The organism is Pinibacter soli (assembly GCF_029961145.1).
GTDB classification, from domain to species: Bacteria; Bacteroidota; Bacteroidia; order Chitinophagales; family Chitinophagaceae; genus Pinibacter; species Pinibacter soli.
Window position 1 is genome coordinate 165,336 of sequence record NZ_JASBRG010000006.1, and the last position, 19,112, is coordinate 184,447.

At 42.2% G+C, this 19,112-nt stretch carries 17 protein-coding genes; 9 read left to right on the plus strand and 8 right to left on the minus strand.

The features are described from left to right. Nucleotides 1–166: 166 nt before the first annotated feature. Nucleotides 167–1,060, plus strand: a complete 894-nt coding sequence (locus tag QJ048_RS10565; protein ID WP_282334313.1) for a dioxygenase family protein — start codon at nucleotides 167–169, stop codon at nucleotides 1,058–1,060. A gap of 292 nt (nucleotides 1,061–1,352) precedes the next feature. On the opposite strand, the gene QJ048_RS10570 is transcribed toward QJ048_RS10565, so the two are convergent. Then, entirely contained in the window at nucleotides 1,353–1,523 is a 171-nt protein-coding gene (locus QJ048_RS10570) for a hypothetical protein (RefSeq protein WP_282334314.1), read from the minus strand. A gap of 55 nt (nucleotides 1,524–1,578) precedes the next feature. Here QJ048_RS10570 and QJ048_RS10575 point away from each other — a divergent pair, with 55 nt between their 5' ends. Both QJ048_RS10575 and QJ048_RS10580 read left to right on the plus strand, forming a co-directional pair. Next, entirely contained in the window at nucleotides 1,579–2,400 is an 822-nt protein-coding gene (locus tag QJ048_RS10575; RefSeq protein ID WP_282334315.1) for an AraC family transcriptional regulator, read from the plus strand. Nucleotides 2,401–2,441: 41 nt separating this feature from the next. Beyond that, the gene (locus QJ048_RS10580) at nucleotides 2,442–3,563 is read left to right on the plus strand and encodes an FAD-dependent oxidoreductase (RefSeq protein ID WP_282334316.1); all 1,122 of its coding nucleotides are present in this window, start codon (nucleotides 2,442–2,444) and stop codon (nucleotides 3,561–3,563) included. A gap of 129 nt (nucleotides 3,564–3,692) precedes the next feature. On the opposite strand, the gene QJ048_RS10585 is transcribed toward QJ048_RS10580, so the two are convergent. After that, nucleotides 3,693–5,447 (minus strand): hypothetical protein, encoded by a 1,755-nt coding sequence (locus QJ048_RS10585; protein WP_282334317.1) that lies wholly within the window; start codon nucleotides 5,445–5,447, stop codon nucleotides 3,693–3,695. A 116-nt stretch (nucleotides 5,448–5,563) separates the two neighbouring features. On the opposite strand from QJ048_RS10585, the gene QJ048_RS10590 reads away from it, so the two are divergent. The 5 genes from QJ048_RS10590 to QJ048_RS10610 all read left to right on the plus strand — a co-directional run bounded on the left by QJ048_RS10590 (nucleotide 5,564) and on the right by QJ048_RS10610 (nucleotide 10,638). Next, the gene (locus QJ048_RS10590) at nucleotides 5,564–6,421 is read left to right on the plus strand and encodes an NAD(P)-dependent oxidoreductase (protein WP_282334318.1); all 858 of its coding nucleotides are present in this window, start codon (nucleotides 5,564–5,566) and stop codon (nucleotides 6,419–6,421) included. Between the two features lie 105 nt (nucleotides 6,422–6,526). Continuing rightward, on the plus strand, nucleotides 6,527–7,078 hold the full coding sequence (locus QJ048_RS10595) for a DNA-3-methyladenine glycosylase I (protein ID WP_282334319.1): 552 nt from the start codon (nucleotides 6,527–6,529) through the stop codon (nucleotides 7,076–7,078). 264 nt (nucleotides 7,079–7,342) lie between these two features. Next, a complete protein-coding gene (locus tag QJ048_RS10600; protein ID WP_282334320.1) occupies nucleotides 7,343–8,443 on the plus strand; it encodes a Gfo/Idh/MocA family protein in 1,101 nt (366 codons plus the stop codon). Between the two features lie 38 nt (nucleotides 8,444–8,481). Then, nucleotides 8,482–9,738, plus strand: coding sequence for a pyridoxal phosphate-dependent aminotransferase (locus QJ048_RS10605; protein ID WP_282334321.1), 1,257 nt, complete (start codon nucleotides 8,482–8,484; stop codon nucleotides 9,736–9,738). A gap of 423 nt (nucleotides 9,739–10,161) precedes the next feature. After that, on the plus strand, nucleotides 10,162–10,638 hold the full coding sequence (locus tag QJ048_RS10610) for a hypothetical protein (protein ID WP_282334322.1): 477 nt from the start codon (nucleotides 10,162–10,164) through the stop codon (nucleotides 10,636–10,638). 63 nt (nucleotides 10,639–10,701) lie between these two features. Here QJ048_RS10610 and QJ048_RS10615 read toward each other — a convergent pair whose 3' ends face one another. Continuing rightward, the gene (locus QJ048_RS10615; protein ID WP_282334323.1) at nucleotides 10,702–12,495 is read right to left on the minus strand and encodes an acyl-CoA dehydrogenase family protein; all 1,794 of its coding nucleotides are present in this window, start codon (nucleotides 12,493–12,495) and stop codon (nucleotides 10,702–10,704) included. Between the two features lie 60 nt (nucleotides 12,496–12,555). Continuing rightward, a complete protein-coding gene (locus tag QJ048_RS10620) occupies nucleotides 12,556–12,996 on the minus strand; it encodes a MarR family winged helix-turn-helix transcriptional regulator (protein WP_282334324.1) in 441 nt (146 codons plus the stop codon). A 151-nt stretch (nucleotides 12,997–13,147) separates the two neighbouring features. Here QJ048_RS10620 and QJ048_RS10625 point away from each other — a divergent pair, with 151 nt between their 5' ends. Further along, nucleotides 13,148–13,909 (plus strand): hypothetical protein, encoded by a 762-nt coding sequence (locus tag QJ048_RS10625; protein WP_282334325.1) that lies wholly within the window; start codon nucleotides 13,148–13,150, stop codon nucleotides 13,907–13,909. 60 nt (nucleotides 13,910–13,969) lie between these two features. Here the strand turns inward: QJ048_RS10625 and murA are convergent, their stop codons facing one another. The 4 genes from murA to QJ048_RS10645 all read right to left on the minus strand — a co-directional run bounded on the left by murA (nucleotide 13,970) and on the right by QJ048_RS10645 (nucleotide 19,026). Continuing rightward, nucleotides 13,970–15,274, minus strand: coding sequence for a UDP-N-acetylglucosamine 1-carboxyvinyltransferase (murA, locus tag QJ048_RS10630; protein ID WP_217789886.1), 1,305 nt, complete (start codon nucleotides 15,272–15,274; stop codon nucleotides 13,970–13,972). A gap of 311 nt (nucleotides 15,275–15,585) precedes the next feature. Then, nucleotides 15,586–16,329: a DUF4290 domain-containing protein gene (locus tag QJ048_RS10635; RefSeq protein WP_282334327.1), complete on the minus strand. Its 744-nt coding sequence runs from the start codon at nucleotides 16,327–16,329 to the stop codon at nucleotides 15,586–15,588. A gap of 285 nt (nucleotides 16,330–16,614) precedes the next feature. Beyond that, nucleotides 16,615–17,718 (minus strand): DUF2891 domain-containing protein, encoded by a 1,104-nt coding sequence (locus QJ048_RS10640; RefSeq protein ID WP_282334328.1) that lies wholly within the window; start codon nucleotides 17,716–17,718, stop codon nucleotides 16,615–16,617. Between the two features lie 183 nt (nucleotides 17,719–17,901). Beyond that, nucleotides 17,902–19,026: a TlpA disulfide reductase family protein gene (locus QJ048_RS10645; RefSeq protein ID WP_282334329.1), complete on the minus strand. Its 1,125-nt coding sequence runs from the start codon at nucleotides 19,024–19,026 to the stop codon at nucleotides 17,902–17,904. Between the last annotated feature and the right edge of the window lie 86 nt (nucleotides 19,027–19,112).

Here is a 19,112-nt window from a genome sequence, read left to right on the forward strand (position 1 = left end):
TCGCATTATATAATTCTCACTTGCGTAACTTGAAATGTTTTGGTTGGTTATCAACGTTTAAAAAAAATTTCCGCAAGTATTAAGGGATGAGAAACATGCGTATATTTAAGAGATGTGTGCAAGCTTAGACCGCCCCTTTCTTTCTAAAGAACCAAAACCTACATCTATGCAACGCAGAACCTTTATCAAAAATTCAACGCTGACAGTTATCAGCGTTAGCGCTTTCGGAGCCTTAAACTGGAACGGGAAAAGCTTTGAAGGGGACACACCAACTACAACTGATATCCTCGGTCCCTTTTACAGACCTGGTGCACCGATGCGAACCAATCTCCGGCTTGCAGGTTCAAAGGGAACACCGATTGTTTTAAAAGGAAAGATTTTCAAGGACGATGGAAAAACTCCTATAAATGGTGCGTTTGTAGAAATCTGGCATTGCGATGAGGCCGAAGCGTATGACAACACATCTGACGACTACAACTATCGTGGCGGACAGAGAACAAAAGCAGATGGCGCGTATGAATTCAAATCTATCTTACCGGTTCCCTATAAAGCTGTCCCCACTATCGAATCGTCCTGGCGACCGGCTCATATACATATGAGAGTGTCGGTTGCTGATCAACAAGACTTAATTACGCAGATCTATTTTAAAGGAGGAAAGTATGTTGACTCGGACAAATGGGCGTCTGCGCCACAGGCTGTCAACAGGATCCTTACCATGCGTAAAAATAATTCGGGCGAAAGTGAAATCATTTTTAACGTCGTGATGAGTAAAGAGATTCCGCTTGACAAAAAGGTTTACGACAAGATCACAGGTCTTTACGACGTCGGCGATAACAATTTTATTGAATTCAGTAAAAGCGATGACCTGCTGTTTATGAAACAAAATGGACAGCTCTGGGCAAGTTTGAAATACATCGGCAATAATACATTTGAAGGTGGCATAGGCTATCCCAAAGTAACGTTTGCGTTACAAAAAGACGACACCGTAAAAGTGGTGGTCGTTACGGAAATACCAACCTTACGAACGTACAACGGAATTAAATACCTGAAGTATAAATAACAATGCAATGACTATCATAAACAGATGGCCAGCACACAACATAACCTTTGTAAAATAGCGGCTGACGAACTACATTTAAACTGGAATACATTTTTCAACAGCTGGAAGTAAATGACGTAGACGTTTACCAAATACCGCTACTTCACAAAGCTTCGCTTCGTTAGCCGTAATTTAAAGGCAGACTCCAAAAAAAGGAGCTGAGGTATTAAATAAAAATGCCCCCGAAATAAATTTTATAAAAAACTTAAATCAGGGTATTCATTTAAAAATAACCCAACACTCAATCGAACAACTATTTACTTTGTGCCTTTGCCAGAAGCTCTTCCAATCGGGCTTTTTCTTTAGGAGTTAATTTATCAGTGTCAAAACTCACAGAGCTTGCAATGTGGATGCTATTCTTATTGTTAACAGTTATTTTGTTTTTTTCTTCATGCAGTTTTAGAAGCCTTTCCTTTGCTTTCATTACTTTCAGCATAACAACATGTAACCGATCTCCACATTTCAACTAATTTCCCCTCATGCACCATCACCAGGAATATGAATCCCCTTCTGCACTCAGCGATACCATAAAATGTTTTTGGTACGACAGAAGAGATGTTGGAGAAACGCTATCGAGTTACAATGCAATGCCTGATGGCTATGCCGAAATCATTTTTTATTTCGGAAGCCTTTACAACATTTCTCCTGATGAAAGTTTGCAACCACTGGCTTCTCCTTTTATGATGGGATTGCTCAATCAACCTGTTCCTTTTTCTACGATCAACTGTTTGGAGATTATTGGCGTCAGGTGTTTTCCCTGGACCGTCTTTGATTTGCTGGGACTGCCTTCAAGTAAAAAAGCGGTGCATTTTTTTGAACATCCTGTTGCACAGCTTCAATCAACATTGAATGAGTTTGTGCGGAACGGCAAAATAGAAGAAGCAATTTCTCACCTGCAACAATACTTTCTAGATGCGCATTCGCATGTTGATGGCAAAAGCATGCTTGCTAAAGCAGGCGTGGCTATGCGCAAAGCCAATGGCACGATGCCTGTAAGCGAAGTGGCCGCGGCTGCCCATGCAACGGTGCGAACGCTGGAAAGAAACTTCAAGCAATCTTCGGGTCATACAGTTAAAGATGTGTCTGGCTTAATGCGCTTCGAGCAGGTGCGAAATCAACTATGGCGCGATCCCTACTCTAACATTGCCGGATTAGCTGCCGAATTTGGCTATGCTGACCAAGCGCATCTGAGCAAGGAATTCAAACGTTATAGCGGTGCTACGCCTGCGGCTTTTGCACGAAAAGCAAAGCAATCAAAACTGTCTGTGAGTAAAGATTTTGTCGCATTTATACAAGACTGATAGCGCGGCCTTCCGGAATTTTGTGGTTCAATTAATAAATCATGTTACTGGAAAATAAAAAGGTGGCTATCATTGGTGCTGGGCCCGTTGGTCTTATGATGGCAACACTGCTACAGCAAAAAGGAATAGGCGTTGCCGTATATGAAAGAGATATAGACGCGCAAACAAGAATTTGGGGCGGCACACTTGATCTGCATAAAGGCTCAGGGCAAGAGGCGATGAAGAAGACAGGATTGCTGGAAAAATATTATGCAATGGCAACACCGATGGGCGTAACCATGGCAGACGAACAAGGCAACGTGTTATCAATTGTAGAGCCGCAATCTGACAACCCTGAAATAAACAGAAACGATTTAAGACAACTCTTTCTTGATGACTTAAACAGCGACACCGTTGTTTGGAACAGAAAACTTACCACGCTTAAAGAACGTGATGGTAAATGGCTTTTGCGTTTTGAAAATGGAACAGACGCCAGCGCTGATCTTGTTATCGGAGCGAATGGCGGCATGTCTGGCGTTAGAAAATATGTTACAGACGCAACGATAAAGGACACCGGAACTTTTATTATACAGGGCGATGTAGTTGAGCCCGAAATAAATTGCCCGGAATTTTACGAGCTGTGTAACGGCAACAGACTGATGGCCGCATATCAAGGTAATTTAATCGTTGTAAACCCTTACAACAATGGCCAGTTGACCTATGGCGTAATTTTTAAACGACCAGAAGAATGGATCGACGGCAATGGATTAAACTTTGAAAACGCGGAAAGTATTGTTTCATTCCTTACAAATAAATTTTTCGGCTGGCATGAAAGTTATCATCAACTATTTCGCTCAACGTCTTTCCTTGTTGGATTGCCAACAAGAAAAATTCCTTTAGATAAGGTATGGAAAAATGATAGGCCTTTGCCCATCACACTTATTGGAGATGCGGCCCATGTAATGCCTCCTTTCGCAGGCCAGGGTGTGAATACAGGATTGATGGACGCATTGATTTTATCCGATAACCTAACCGATGAAAAATTCAAAACTATCGAAGCCGCAATAGACGACTACGAACAAAAAATGTTTGTGTATGCAGGAGAAGCACAGCATGCATCAAGTGTGAATGAACAAGAGATGCATAGTCCAGATTTTTCTTTCATGAAAAGATTTGTTGAGTAACCGCCGCCGGGCAAAGCTTGGCCGCAAAGTCGTTGTGATAGTTTGTTTGCAGTATTGCGATTCCTCGGCCCGTTGTGGATGGGTTACAAAAGCCGCTCGCATCCATCGGTTTTCTGTCAACAATTCAGATTACATCGGTACCGGCGCATGTATCTTTCTTTCGAGCAAAATCACTTCCATCTTTTCTTTATCCAGCGATTCCAGAAAATCTTTGCTATAATAAGCAAATATGAAGTAGTTAGTATCCCTGCTCCTCACCAGCGCTGGCAGATAGGTAGCAATAAACTGCGGGTAGTCAAATATTCTTTTGTAAGAAGCGTAAATAAATGCGCCGTTCCTAAAGTCTGCTGTGTTTTCCGGCAAAATAAAATCAGCAGTATCGGTTACAACCTCTCCGCCGTAAAAAGTACCAACTACATCAGGCTTTAGTTTCCAGAAACCATTGATATCAAAAGAGGCGTGGTTCCGGAAGCCGTGTTTGATGCGTGAGGCGTGTGCCATAATGGTACTGTTGAGCCCCATCAGGTCAACGGTGTTTCCTTTGTAAGAATAGCAGAAACCGCCCGCCGCCAGCAATCCAATGCTGGGATATGTTTTGCAACTTTCAAATGTTTTGTTTGCTTTTTCCGCAATGGTTCTGCCGTTGTAGGCGTGGTTAAAATCGCCCAAAATGCGATTACCAATAATTTTGTCTGGTGCAGTAAACTCAAACCAGGTAGACTTGGCAATGAAGAAAATAGCTGTTATTGCGCTAACTGTTAGAACGATGCCGGTACCACGGTTATTGGGATATAGTTTGCCTATCCATTTCTCCATAAAGGGAACATTCAGTACCGCTGCATAAGACAGCGGAATGATACATTGGTAAAACCGTGCAAACTTAAAATGGTCGCCTCCGGTTAATATGGGTAAACACAAGCCAACGAATATTACGGCTATGAGTATGATTTGTACCTTGTCGTTGGCCGTCAGTTGGAGGTTTTTCTTTTCTTTTCGCCACTTATTCAAAAGTATCACCGAAAAAAATACAAGCATGGCCATTACAAACCCAAGCTGTGGGTATCCATAAAAAAGTCTTGAAAAATAACGCAATCCCTCACCAATATTATCCTTTAAGCTACCCGACACCTTTGCGTAGTAAGTGTTGGGAAACGCATAGCCAAAATAAGACAATCGCCAACTTATTAGGCCAACCACCGTGGCCGCATACACAAGCAGAGGCAGAATAGATCTTGCAATTGCCTTTTTAACACCGTCTGCGGCCACATTCTGAATAAAGAATATGAAAATAAACAGGAGCGCAAACAAAATACTTTCCGGGCGGGTGACCACCATGGCGGCCAGCAGCAGGCTGAATGTATACAGGTTTACTTTTCTGTTCAGCAGGTAATAGTTACAAAGTTCGAGCGTTGTGTTGACAATAAGAAAAAGCCAGAAACCAGTTTCCATCAGCCCCAGTACACTCCATTCCATGAAGCCTAGTGGAAACAGCAGAAGCGTCATAATAAGAATATCTGTATAGGCGAGCTTTTGACCAACGGTACCGTTGCAGCGCCTTACAAACAGCAGCAATCTGTATACACCGATGTAGGTAAGTACAAGGTTGAGCGCCAGCAGCAGCCAGGTAAAACGTTCGCCCGATATTTTGTAGAAAAAGGAACCGATGAGCGTCCACAGCAGGGATGTAAAGCCTTCCACCTTTTCTCCGCCAATATTCCATACAAAGCCGTGGCCTTCGGCAAAATGTTTCATGTACACAAAATAGATGTTGGCATCGTCGATGCCGTAAGAGGGCTTGTCATAACCCCACCAGTAAACCACTAACGCAACGATCAGTGAAAAAAAGACAAACAGGGGGAGAGTTATTTTACTGTTCGAACGCATTGGGCTGGTGTTTAGCAGGTGGTAAAAAGTTACTGGCTTAAATATAGGTAATCAATGTTGTTGGAGCAAACGAGTGGTTACAGAAACTCACTACCTTTAATCTAAAATAAAACACCATGATCGCATTTTTAGGAATGGGCCTTTTAGGTTCAAACTTTACAAAGGCATTGATAAAAAAAGGAGAAAAAGTTAACGTATGGAACCGAACGGCATCAAGGGCGAAAGCATTGGAGTCAGTTGGAGCCAAAGCGTTTGACAATATTACAGATGCAGTAAAAGACGTGGATGTAATTCATATTGTAGTAAAAGATGACGCCGCTGTAAGTGAAGTGTTGGCTGCGGCTGAGCAAGGAATGAAACCCGGTGCCACCATCATAGACCACACCACCACTTCAGCCGAAGGCGCGGTGGAAAGAACGAAAGCGTGGAAGGCGAAAGGCTTTACTTACCTGCATGCACCCGTTTTCATGGGTCCGCAAAATGCACTGGAAAGCACAGGCGTAATGCTCGCTTCCGGTGATCAAAATGTGATTGCAAAAGTCGAACCGGCGTTAGCAAAAATGACGGGCAAATTCATCAATCTTGGTCCACAGGAAGGGAAAGCTGCAGGCATGAAATTAATCGGCAATCTTTTCCTGATTTCATTGACCGGAGGTCTTACCGATATGCTTTCTTTGGCAAAGGTTCATGATGTTTCCTTTGACGACGTGAAAGAATTGTTCAACAACTGGAATCCCGGGGCAATGGTGCAGGCAAGACTACAACGCATCACCAGCGGCGATTATACCAATCCTTCATGGGAACTGAATATGGCAAGAAAAGACGCGGGCTTAATGATGAATGCTGCTTCGAAAGCCGGAGCACCATTAAATGTCATTCCATCCGTTGCTGCAGAAATGGACAAATGGATCGAGAAAGGATTTGGCAATAGTGATTGGACAGTGATAGCAAGTGATGTGGTGAACGGGAAATAATAACACCAGACCTGACAGGTTTTTCATGTTGCGCAACCAATAGCGCAATGCGGCAAAAATCTGTCAGGTCTTCAATTTCTATTTTCACTTTCAAAAAAAACCACGATGTCATATTGCAGCGCAATTGAAATGATGACCGGCGATAGAAAGGCTTTGCACAAAGCTTATCACGATAATCACTACGGCTTTCCCATTCATGACGATAATGAGCTTTTCGGCAGGCTGATCATGGAGATAAACCAGGCAGGGCTTAGCTGGGAAACGATTCTTAAAAAAGAAGAAGCATTCAGAAAAGCATATCACAACTTCAACATAAAAAAAGTAGCTACTTATACAGAGAACGACAGAGATCGTTTGCTGAACGATTCCGGCATTATACGCAATCGCTTGAAAGTAAATGCAGCAATAGAAAATGCGAAGACAATTGTGGCGTTGCAAAAAGAATTCGGCTCGTTTGAAAAATGGCTGGAGAGTCATCATCCTAAAACCAAAGAAGAATGGGTGAAGCTGTTTAAAAAGACTTTCCGTTTTACAGGCGGCGAAATTGTAAATGAATTTTTGCAGAGCATTGGTTATTTGCCCGGGGCACACAGTGAAAGTTGCGCGATCTTTAAGAAAATTCAAAAGACCAAGCCGTTGTGGATGCAAAAAAAGTAAGTAAGACTTTTTTCAACACTTGGAATATACTAAGCCTTAGGTCCTATTGCCCGTAGGGCATCGATATCAATAGAAAATCTAAACGAAAGTACACCATTGTCCGTAGGACATTAATCTGACAGGCGAGCAATTGCTCAACTAAACGACGTAGAATTATTAATTGTTGAGTAGAGTTCGAACAATTCTTCATCAGTATACTTGTAATCAGTTACGTTGAAAGTTCATATCTTTTGAAAAATAATTTTACCCAAAATAATTTTAACGATGAAAGCTTTTTCAGCGCATTTCATGCAAAAAATCTTTGTCTTAAATATTCTTTTGATTAGTCTCTTTTATGCAAACCATTCGCAGGCGCAACATGTTCTACGTGTCGGTGTAGCTGGCCTTTCGCATGATCACATTCACAACCTGATGAATCAGTATAAAAAGAACCAGGTGATTATCGTAGGTATTGCAGAAAGCGATGGACAATTAGTAGATAAATACAAAAAACAATATGCTCTTCCTGATTCTATCTTCTATAAATCATTGCCAGAACTTTTAAATCATGTAAAGCCCGATGCGGTGCTTGCCTACAACGCTATTTCGGAACATTTATCTGTAGTAGAAAACTGTGCTCCTAAAGGCATTCCGGTGATGGTAGAAAAGCCACTGGCGACAACGGTAAAAGACGCACTTCGCATTGAAGAACTGGCAAAGAAGTACAAAATACAGGTGCTCACAAACTACGAAACCACCTGGTACAACACCAATCAGCAGATAAAAGAAATGGTAGATGCAAATGCTATCGGTGATGTGCGAAAAATGATTGTACATGATGGCCACCAGGGGCCAAAAGAGATTGGCTGTAGTGCTGCATTTCTATCATGGCTAACCGATCCTGTTAAAAACGGCGGCGGCGCCAGCAGAGACTTTGGTTGTTATGGAGCAAACTTAATGACATGGCTTATGAAAGGACAAAAGCCTGTTTCCGTATCGGCGATTCTTCATCACATCAAACCAAATGTTTATCCTAAGGTGGACGACGATGCGACAATCCTGCTGGAATACAAAGACGCAACAGGCATTATAGAAGCCTCATGGAACTGGCCGTACAGCATTAAAGACTTTGAAGTGTTTGGCGTGAACGGTTATTTGCATGCGCTCAATGGCAACAATTTGCAACAGCGCATGAAAGACAAGTACGAAGACGTTATAGTAAAACAAGCCAGTTACACAGACAATATTCCATACCTGGGCGATGTGCTTTCCGGCAAAATAAATCCCGGAAGTGACCTTTCTTCTCTTGAAAACAACATTATTGTTGTGCGCATACTCGAAGCCGCAACGGAATCTGCCAAAACAGGAAAAAAAGTAATGTTGTAGCGATCAATTAACTTTGCACGCAAATTAAACTCCCTGACATGAGCAAATTAAGCGTTCTCGCAGAAGGACTGATAGGTTCTGAAATTGTGAGATTGGGCAATGAAATCAATGATCGCATTCGCAAAGGAGAAAAGATCTACAATTATACTATTGGCGATTTTGACCCTTCCATTTTTCCGATTCCAAAGGAACTTGAAACCCTGATCATCGAGGCTTATCAAAAGCATTATACTAATTATCCACCGGCAGATGGTGTTTTGGAACTGCGTGAAGCTGTATTGGCTTTTTTGCAAAAACACGAGGGCCTGCAATATTCCAATAATGAAATAATGATTGCGAGCGGTGGACGTCCGTTGATTTATACGACTTTCAAAATATTGGTAGATAAAGGTGATAAAGTAATTTACGCCGTTCCCTCCTGGAACAACAATCACTATACAAATCTCAATCATGCAGAGCACTGCGTGATTGAAGCAACGCCTGAAAATAATTTCATGCCTACGGCAGCAGATATAGCACCGCACGTAAAAGGCGCTGCGCTTATTTGCCTGTGTACACCTCAAAATCCAACAGGTACCACGCTTCCAAAAGAAGAGCTTGATAAAATATGCCAGCTGATCATTGAAGAGAACGCAAGCCGGGGCGAGCACGAGAAGAAATTGTACCTGCTGTTCGACCAAATGTACTGGACGCTTACTTACGGCGAAACCAAACACTACAACCCGATTACACTACAACCGAAAATGAAGGACTATACCATTTTTGTAGATGGTATTTCAAAAGTCTTTGCCGCTACAGGTGTACGCGTAGGCTGGTCAATGGGGCCGGCGCATGTTATTGCAAAAATGAAAGCCTTGTTAACGCACATGGGAGCCTGGGCGCCAATGGCAGAGCAAAAAGCAACTGCGGCTTACTTAAAACAAGATGATGCAATTGAGAGATATCTTACGCATTTCAAAAACGAAATGATCAACAGATTGAACCTGATTCACGACGGCTTTGTTGCGTTGAAAAATAAAGGTTACGCTGTAGATGCCATCGCTCCGCAAGCCGCTATTTATCTTACCATAAAAATGGATCTGGCAGGTAAAAGCGTTGATGGAAAAACATTGGCAACACAATCTGATGTTACCGAATATATCTTAGGCGAAGCAAAACTAGCCGTGGTTCCTTTCTACGCTTTTGGTGCAGAAAAAACTTCTCCCTGGTACAGATTGAGCATTGGAACTTGCAAGCTTGAAGATATTAGTGAAATGTTCGGGAAACTAGAGGCCGCGTTGAGTAAGCTGAAGTAGGACATATACAACGCAGATTCTTATGATTGTGATGATTTGAAATGATTTTGAATTTGTAATTTGGACAGTTCGAGTTGAGTTGTGAAGACTGCTTGTCATCCCGAGGAACGAGGGATCTGAGTGTTACACCTGAAGTCTGTTTGGGAAAGTCACAAATCCCTCGTTCCTCGGGATGACAAGCGAGAGTCTTTAGTTTATTCGACCAGTCTTACCAGCACAGATATTAATTGTAGATCAAACGAAAATGGCTTCCGCCATGGAAGCCATTTTTCATTTTTTCTTTTTGAAAGAGTTCCTCCGTACAAGTGACATATTTTAGCATTGTAGCGACAGTTGCATTTTAACTTTTGATACACAAATAAAAGACCGAATTGAACAGCCTTAGAAGGGATGTTCATCTATATTTATCGTATGTGTCAAAACATGAAAAATAGCCTGTTCATACTGATTATTTCTTTGGCGTTCATAAGCTGCGGCGATAAAAATTTGCCAGGCACTAGCAAAGAGAATGATCTTAAAAAGCAGAAAGAGTTTTTTAAATCCTTAGGACTCGATTCCGATAGAGCCGCCATTGATACGCCAGAAAGAATAAACCCTGACAGCGCATCGAAATTTAATGCAGTGGGGAGAGCTGGAAACTATTTTAGAGAAATGAAGAGACGAAGACCTGCAAATTGTTTTGATACGCTAGAAATGCTGCGTAGGTCACCCAAGGAATACGATGAGTATCTTAAAAGTCTTAAGGAGAGGGCACGGCAAACACCGTTCGACGCAATTCCCGGTAACAATCCTGATTTAGAATCTCAAGAGTTGCCACCCGGATATGAGTATATGATATTTAAAGACTCAGACTTACCAGATTCGCTAAAAATTCCTTTTACAATAAAGAAAAGAAAGTAAAGTGTTGAAATAAAAAATGGCCTCTATCGCTGAGGCCATTTTTATTTTTTATGGTACCAAACTTTACAACGCGTATTTATTATCAGCGATCACTTTTGCTGCAATTCTTCTCTTCGCTTCTTTGCTGTTGAACGGTTCCGCTTTGGTAAAGCGTTTCAGGCCGAGCAACATCATTCTTTGTTCATCGCCTTCGGCAAATGCGTTGATGGCGTCTTTACCAAACTTGTTGATGTGATCAGCTGCATCGTACAAATAAGTGTGCATCATATCCAGTTCAAATTGTACAGCGCTTTCTCCGCGTTGATCTACCAACTTCATCGCACGCAATAATGCGCTTTCAGCGTGATATGTTTCAATGGCCATGTCAGCAATGTTCATCAGAATTTCCTGCTCGTTTTCAATCTTCATCATCAATTTCTGAACAGCGGCACCGGCCACCATTAAAATCGCTTTTTTAAAGTTGGCAACGAGTTTCTTTTCTTTTGCAAACGCTTCGTCATCACCGCTGCCAAAATCAGGAATGCTCATCAGTTCTTTTTGCACAGCCATCGCAGGTCCCATCAGGTCAAGCTTTCCTTTCATGGCACGTTTCAAAACCATATCAACAGTCAGCAAGCGATTGATCTCATTAGTTCCTTCGTAAATACGGTTGATGCGGCTATCGCGATATCCTCTTGAAATAGCATATTCATCGCTAAAGCCATTGCCACCGTGAATCTGAACGCCTTCGTCTACAATAAAATCAAGCATTTCACTGCCAAAAACTTTCAGCATTGCACACTCGATCGCGTATTCTTCTGCAGCACCCAACAATGCTTCGGCGAAGGGCTTGCCTTCACCTGCCAATTCCATTTCTTTATCATCGATCCATTTTGCAGAGCGATACAAACCACTTTCTGCCACCCAGATCTTGATAGCCATTTCCGCCAGCTTATTTTTGATAGCGCCGAAATTGCTGATCGGTTGCTTGAACTGTTCTCTTGTATTTGCGTATTCAATAGAAGTGTTGAATGCACGTTTCGCACCGCCCAAAGCAGCAGCACACAATTTCAAACGTCCTATATTCAAAATGTTGAAAGCAATGATGTGACCACGTCCTATTTCTCCAAGCACATTTTCTACAGGCACTTTACAATCCTGGAAATACAGCTGAACAGTAGAAGAACCTTTAATGCCCATTTTGTGTTCTTCAGGGCCTTGGGTAAATCCATCAAAGCCTCTTTCCACAATAAATCCAGTGAATTTATCACCATCTATTTTTGCGAAAACAGTATACACGTCTGCAAAACCACCGTTGGTGATCCAACATTTTTGTCCGTTTAGCAAATAATATTTTCCGTCATCGCTAAGCTTCGCCGAGGTCTTTGCGCCCAGCGCATCACTGCCGCTGTTTGGCTCCGTTAAACCATAAGCGCCTTTCCATTCACCTGTAGCAAGTTTGGGAATGTATTTTTCCTTTTGAGCATCATTACCAAAATACAGAATCGGCAACGTGCCAATGCCCGTATGAGCCGCAATAGCAACGGAAAACGAAAAACCGCCGCCCAGTCCTTCATTTACCAATGTAGATGTGATGAAATCTTTACCAAGACCGCCATATTGCTCAGGCAAAGAAGTGGAGAGTAGTCCTTGCTCACCGGCTTTTTGCATGAGCGAAGGCATAAGGCCCGGCTCCATTTTATCAATACGGTCAATAACAGGCAACACCTCCGAGTCCAGGAAGGAATTACACATGTCCTTAACCATTTGCTGCTCCTCGTTAAAATCCTCGGGAACAAACGTGTCGAAAGCGGTGCTTTCTTTAATGAGCCATTCGCCTCCTTTAAGCGCTGCGGCCTTTTTTAATTCGGTGCTCATATGACTTTTTTTAAAAGTGAGTGAATATGTAGTGGGTGAATCCTGTTAAAAAACACCTGCCTATTTCAAGTTGTCGTAAACGATTTGCAATACCGATTTACAAATTTCAATTTGCTCTTCCGGTACCGTTTTCAAAGCTTCGTTCAGGGTTTCTGTTGCAAGTCCCATGCTTTGATCCTGCAACTGCTGCGCACGTGGGGTAAGAAAGATCATATTGATCCTTCGGTCTTCTTTAGAAGCGATCCTTTTTACCAGATCAAGTTTTTCAAGATTGTCAACCAGCCTTGTGATACTGGGCTTATCACGGAAAGTGGCATTGCAAAGCTCCTGCTGGCTAATGCCGTCTTGTTTCCACAAATGATATAAAACGCTCCATTGCTCAATGGTTAAATTGAGCGCCGCGGTGTTGAACTTTTTTTGCAATCGTCTTGCTATCGCTGTGGAAGCTTTACCGGTTATAAAACTGTAAAGCTCACCTCTTTTAAATTGGTTGTTTGGCATATAGTTAGTTAAGCAACTATTCAAACCTAGCTAATATTCCCGTTACCTGCAAGTTTTTTTGTCTTAAAAATTAACGCTAAAATTTGAATCGCTTGACTTCATACCATTAATCAATATTTTTGGCATTGTATTAAATTCCTAAACCCCCTTTATGAAGAAATTTCTTGTCCCTATTGCAGTCTGTGCCGCTATTATTTGTTTCACAGGATGTGCCACAACTGCTGACCGCCTTGCAAAGATCTGGTTCTTCACCCACCACACCGGCGGCGATGAAACGACCATGAAGCTTGAACCTACCAGCTTTTTAAACTTGCAACCAAATGGTACCTACACGAGTTGCCTTACAAGTTTCGATGACGGCCAATGGACGGCAACCAGTAACGAGATCATTTTAAAAAGCAACCACCATACAACAAACAAGCTTGCGATAGGCGCACTAATGACCGATGAACTCGTCATCAATTATATCGGCTCAAATACCAATTACAATTTTGAAGGTTGCGATGATACTTTTAAAACAGATAACGACAATCCTTTTTCTGTGGTTAACAATTTGTGGCGCATTAAACCAACACATGCAGAAAGCGATAAGCAGATATCTGCACGGTTAAAAAATCACCTCCATTTTTGGGAAAAATATTTCGAGTGGGCACTAGATACCAAGAAACATTCGATAGATGTACGCAGCACGCCGTCTGTTATAAAGATTTATGGCAACGGACTTTCATTAAAGCATTACGAAGATCAGTCCGAAGCGTGGAAGAATTGTTTTTACGACTCAACAGATTGTGTAAAGGCGACGGTGCAAATGCAGAACTTCCTTAGAAAAACAGATATAGCATGGCCACATTCTGACAATCCTTTCAAAATGTTTTTATCTGCTTTCCAACAAATGAATGAAAAGTTTGAGTAGCAATTTTTTCACATGATATATATAAAAACGCTGGTGATGAGCCAGCGTTTTTATTTGTAATTATAATCTCGTTATGTCTGCGCCCAGCGCTTTCAATCGGTCGTCGATGTATTGATAACCGCGATCAATTTGTTCAATATTCTGAATCGTGCTTTTTCCTTCAGCGCTCAACGCTGCGATCAACAAAGCAACACCGGCACGAATATCAGGACTGCTCATGGTAATGCCTCTTAAGTTTTGCTGGCGGCCCAATCCAATAACGGCCGCACGGTGCGGATCACACAAAATGATCTGCGCTCCCATGTCAATTAGTTTGTCTACAAAGAACAAACGGCTCTCAAACATTTTCTGATGGATCAATACGGAACCTTTCGCTTGCGTGGCAACCACCAGCACAATGCTCAAAAGATCCGGCGTAAAGCCCGGCCACGGATGATCGTACATCGTAAGCACAGAGCCATCCAGGAAGGTTTGAATTTCATAAAGCGATTGCTCAGGAATAACAATGTCATCTCCTTTGAATTCCATAGCAATACCAAGCTGCTTAAACTTATCCGGAATAACACCCAGATGCTCCAGTCCGGCATTCTTAATTGTGATATTGCTTTGTGTCATCGCAGCAAGGCCAATAAAGGAGCCAACTTCAATCATGTCCGGCAACATCGTGTGTTCTGTGCCGCCTAAATATTCAACACCTTCAATGGTCAATAAATTACTTCCTACGCCGCTGATCTTTGCGCCCATGCGGTTAAGCATTTTGCAAAGCTGCTGTATGTATGGTTCACATGCTGCATTGTATATAGTGGTAGTGCCAGATGCCATCACTGCAGCCATAACGATGTTTGCAGTTCCCGTAACGGATGGCTCATCCAGCAACATATATGTGCCTTTCAGTTTTTTTGCTTCCAAGTGAAAGAAGCCGTCTTCGTTATTGTAAGTGAACTCCGCACCAAGTCTTTCAAAACCGATGATATGTGTATCCAATCTGCGTCTGCCAATTTTATCGCCACCCGGTTTTGGGATAAATGCTTTTCTGTAACGGGACAGCATTGGCCCCGCGAACATCACCGACCCTCTTAGTTTGCCGCTCTTTTTTTTGTATGCTTCGCTGTGCAAATAATCTATGTTCACATCATCCGCCTGGAAAATGCAGGTTTGTCTGTTGGGTCGCTCAATCTTCACGTTCATTTCACCCAGCAATTCGATCAGCAGGTTTACATCAAGAATATCGGGAATGTTGTTAATGGTAACCTTTTCCGGGGTTAACAGCACCGCACTTATTATTTGCAAAGCCTCATTCTTCGCGCCTTGCGGAGTAATTTCCCCGTGTAATTTTTTTCCTCCTCTTACTTCAAAAATGTTCATTCCCGTTTGTCGTTTTCTTTGTTTGTAAAAATAATATGCCCCGCGAGGGCGGGAAAAAGTTTATTAAAAAGATTTTTTTGTCTAGTCTGCATATGGCTCGCAGCATAAAAGCTAAGCACTTCTTTTTCTCGCAGCGATGGCAAGGGAGCAGCGATGCAAAGAAAAAATCACTGTGTTGTTGCTTCGCTGCGTTCGCTGCGTGAAATAAAAAAGCTGTCAAAAAGTGAAACGAAAGACAAGATATAAAAACGAAGTCTTTTCGTAAATTTTACTTTTTGACAGCTCTATAGAAAGGTTTTATCGGCTTTTACCTATTGAAAACGCTTCTTGTTGTTTCCAAATTTCTGGTTGCGGCCACCGCCACCGCCATTGTTGCGGTTGTCTCCACCGTTGTTGTTACGGTTGTTTCTTCCACCACCACCGCCACCTTGGAATTTTTGGTTCCTGTTATTGTTATTGTTTTTTCTAAAATCGCCATATCCACCACCGCCGCCACGGTTGTTGTTCTCATTCGCACGGTAACTTTTTACATATGGTGTATTGGTAAATTCCAGTTGATTGTGTGTAATTGCGCTCAACTCGCTCTGAACCGCATCGTCATGCACGGTTTCTTTGTGCCAGTTGTTGTATGCCAGCTTCATGTAGTAAGCAACGGCATTGGCAAAACCATTGCGTTTTTCCGGATTCTCTTCTTTCAACGCCTTGTCAATAACCAACTCCAGGTTTTTACCCAAATGAGAGTGTCTTGGATAGCGCTTTGGATATTTTAATGGATCCGGTTTTGCTTTTAATTGCTCCTTTGTAGGAATGGGATAAGGAGATTCTACGTCAAGATGAAAATCTGCAATCAGGAACAGGTGATCCCAAAGTTTATGACGGAAGTCCTCCACATTTTTCAAATGCGGGTTCAGAAATCCCATTAGTTCAATAGCAGCCATTGCATTCTTCTGACGAACGTCTTTATCTTCAATCGCCATCAGATATTCAATCATTTTTTGAATATGACGGCCGTATTCGCGCATCATCAAATGATTTCTGCTTGTATTATATTCCATGTAATTTTTTTTGAACGGGATCTTTTACTGTAATCAACAATTGTTCCTGTTGTAAGGGAGCAGTTTGCAATTCATAATTTCTTTTAGGGAAAAGATGGCTGTTTATCCCGTGTAAGTAATTTCTATACTGACAAAAGTATAAAATATTTTATATCCCACAAGATACGGGAAAATATTTGGGAAAATCTTGGGATGGAGGCAAATGTACCAGGTACGATGTACGAAATTAGTTGATATGTAAACCGCTAAAGACTTTCGTACACCATAATCCGTACATCTAACATTTTACTCGCTCACCAAAGCATAAACCGCAAAGCTTGCCAGCCAGTGCTCACCGCCATAATTGGCGCTGGCAACGTTTGGCAGGCTCGCATTTAAATGGTGAATGGCCGATTTTCTCAAAAGGGCAATTCGTTTGTCGCCTGCAGGCAAACAATTCGCTAACCCCTTCATGCACCAGGTGCGACTGAAACACAACCCGTCAAGGTGCACAATCTGGTAATCGCTTCTATCAGAAATCACCGGAAGGTTGGTCAAGTGCTGCAAAGACGCCAACGGAATAAAAGCATTGAACCATTGTACGAAAGCGGGCTTGGCCAAAACCCTGCGCATCAGGTCGGCCTCCTCCAAAGAAGGGGAAAGAAAATCCGTACCATCCGGCTCCCATCTTGAAGGAGCATTTTTATCTTTCAAATACAATTGTTTTGCGCTTTTAATAATTGCCGCCTCAAAAGCTGTATTCTTGGTTGCCCTTGCATAATCCAGCGCAAACACTAACCCGAAAGCAGTATTCGGATGAACGCCTGTTCTATTGGGGTAAGTTTGCTTTGGCAGATAATCCATCCATAATTTGATAACTGTGTCGCAAAGCGGTTGTAAGGTATTGCGCCACCTGATGGCGTCGGGATCGTTAAAACCAATCAGTTCTTGCTGTAATTTCAGCAACCAGGCCCAGCCATAAGTTCTTTCGTAATTTCTTGACAAAGGCGATATAAAATAGTCGATCTCTCCTTTGATATTTTCCGGAGTAATGTTGGTTGAAATGGCAGATCGTATTGCAGCGGCCTCGGGCATTTGAGGAAATTTTTTCAAAAGGCTCACCAGCATCCAGTGCCCATGCACACAGCTGTGCCAGTCAAAGCATCCGTAAAATGCAGGATGCATTTGTTTTGGCGTGCGCAAATGGTCACTGTCGCTCACGCTCAAATGGCTTGTTTTATTTGGGTACTCCTGCTGCAAACATTTCAATGGCAATGATGCAAAATGTGAAGCGCCCTCAAGTGTAAGATTAAACCGTGAACTGTCTTTGTTCGTAGTATAAAATGCGTGCGTTTGTGAGAACAACGCGGCAGAACTTAGAATCAGAAAGAAGGTAAAAAAACTTTTCATGTGAGGTTGTGCAATTATGGACATCAAAGTAAATGTCTTTACACAATAAACGACCAAATAATTGACTAACGGATAAAGATGTTGTATAAACCAATAACCGAATAACTGAATAACCGAGAGATACGAAGATGTGTAGAGCGTTACACAGAGGATTCAGTTACTCAGTTATTCAGTTCTTGAACTCTAATTAAAGATCTCTCCCAGCTTCTTCTCCAACTCTTCACCACGAAGATTCTTACCAATGATTTTTCCCTGCGGATCGATCAAAAAGTTCTGAGGTATTGATTGTATGCCGTACATTTTTGCGACAGCATTGTTCCAGTATTGAAGATCTGAAACATGCGTCCAGGTGAGGTTGTCATCATGAATAGCTTTCAACCATCTTTCTTTTGCTGAATCTCTGTCCAGTGAAACGCTCAAGATGTCAAAGCCTTTGCTTTTATAAGTGTTGTAAGCTTTTACCACATTGGGATTTTCAGCACGGCAAGGTCCGCACCAGCTCGCCCAGAAATCAAGCAACACATATTTACCACGGAAAGATGAAAGCGAAACCGGGTTGCCCAAAGTGTCGTTTTGCGTAAAGTCAATGGCCACTTGTCCGATGCCTGTTTTCTTTGCGATATCAATAGCTTTTCCCAACTCTTTTCCTGATGGAGTTGCCTGTGAAGCTTTGGGCAATTTTTTAAACAAAGGCTCTACTTCAGATGCGACGATGCTATAGCCAGCATATTGCTGCAGCGCAAAAACAGCGATGGGCGAAGATGAGTTTTTGCGTACGTAAGTACCATATTGTTTTCTAATTGTCTCGTCAATGCTATCAACCTTTGTCTCTACTGATTTCATCCCCACCTTATTTTGCTCTTTTGCAAAAGTTGCATACTGCTGTATTGCTTTATTACGTTCATCATTAAGCGCTTTGCGAGAATCGTTTAATTTTTTAAACTCCGCATTTGCTTTTGAGCCGGTCATCTGAACGTTAGAAAAAGAGTCTGTTTGGGTCACCGTCATATTGGCCTGATCTAGAAAAACTAGTGCTCTTGTTTTTCCTGCAGAAACGGAGGGACCGTATTTACCGGACGCGGTCAATCGTGCGATAGTTGGTTCCTGCAATCTTAGAGCAAATTGGTATTTTCCGTCAACCACAGAGGAGCTGTCAGTTACATTTTCAGAACCAGAACGGTAAGAAATGAACACTTTTTCAATGGCATTGTCTATATTTTTCAGTTCGCCATTAAGGGTTACAGCTTTTTGAGCCTGGGAAAACAGGGCCGGAGCCGCCGCCAGGGCGGTCAACAAAATTTTTCTCATGGTCTTTTTTTCGATTTTGTGCGGTGAAATTACCGGATTCGATCTTTTTTTGGTTGCCGCTGGTAAAATTCGGCCCAGAAGTAAAA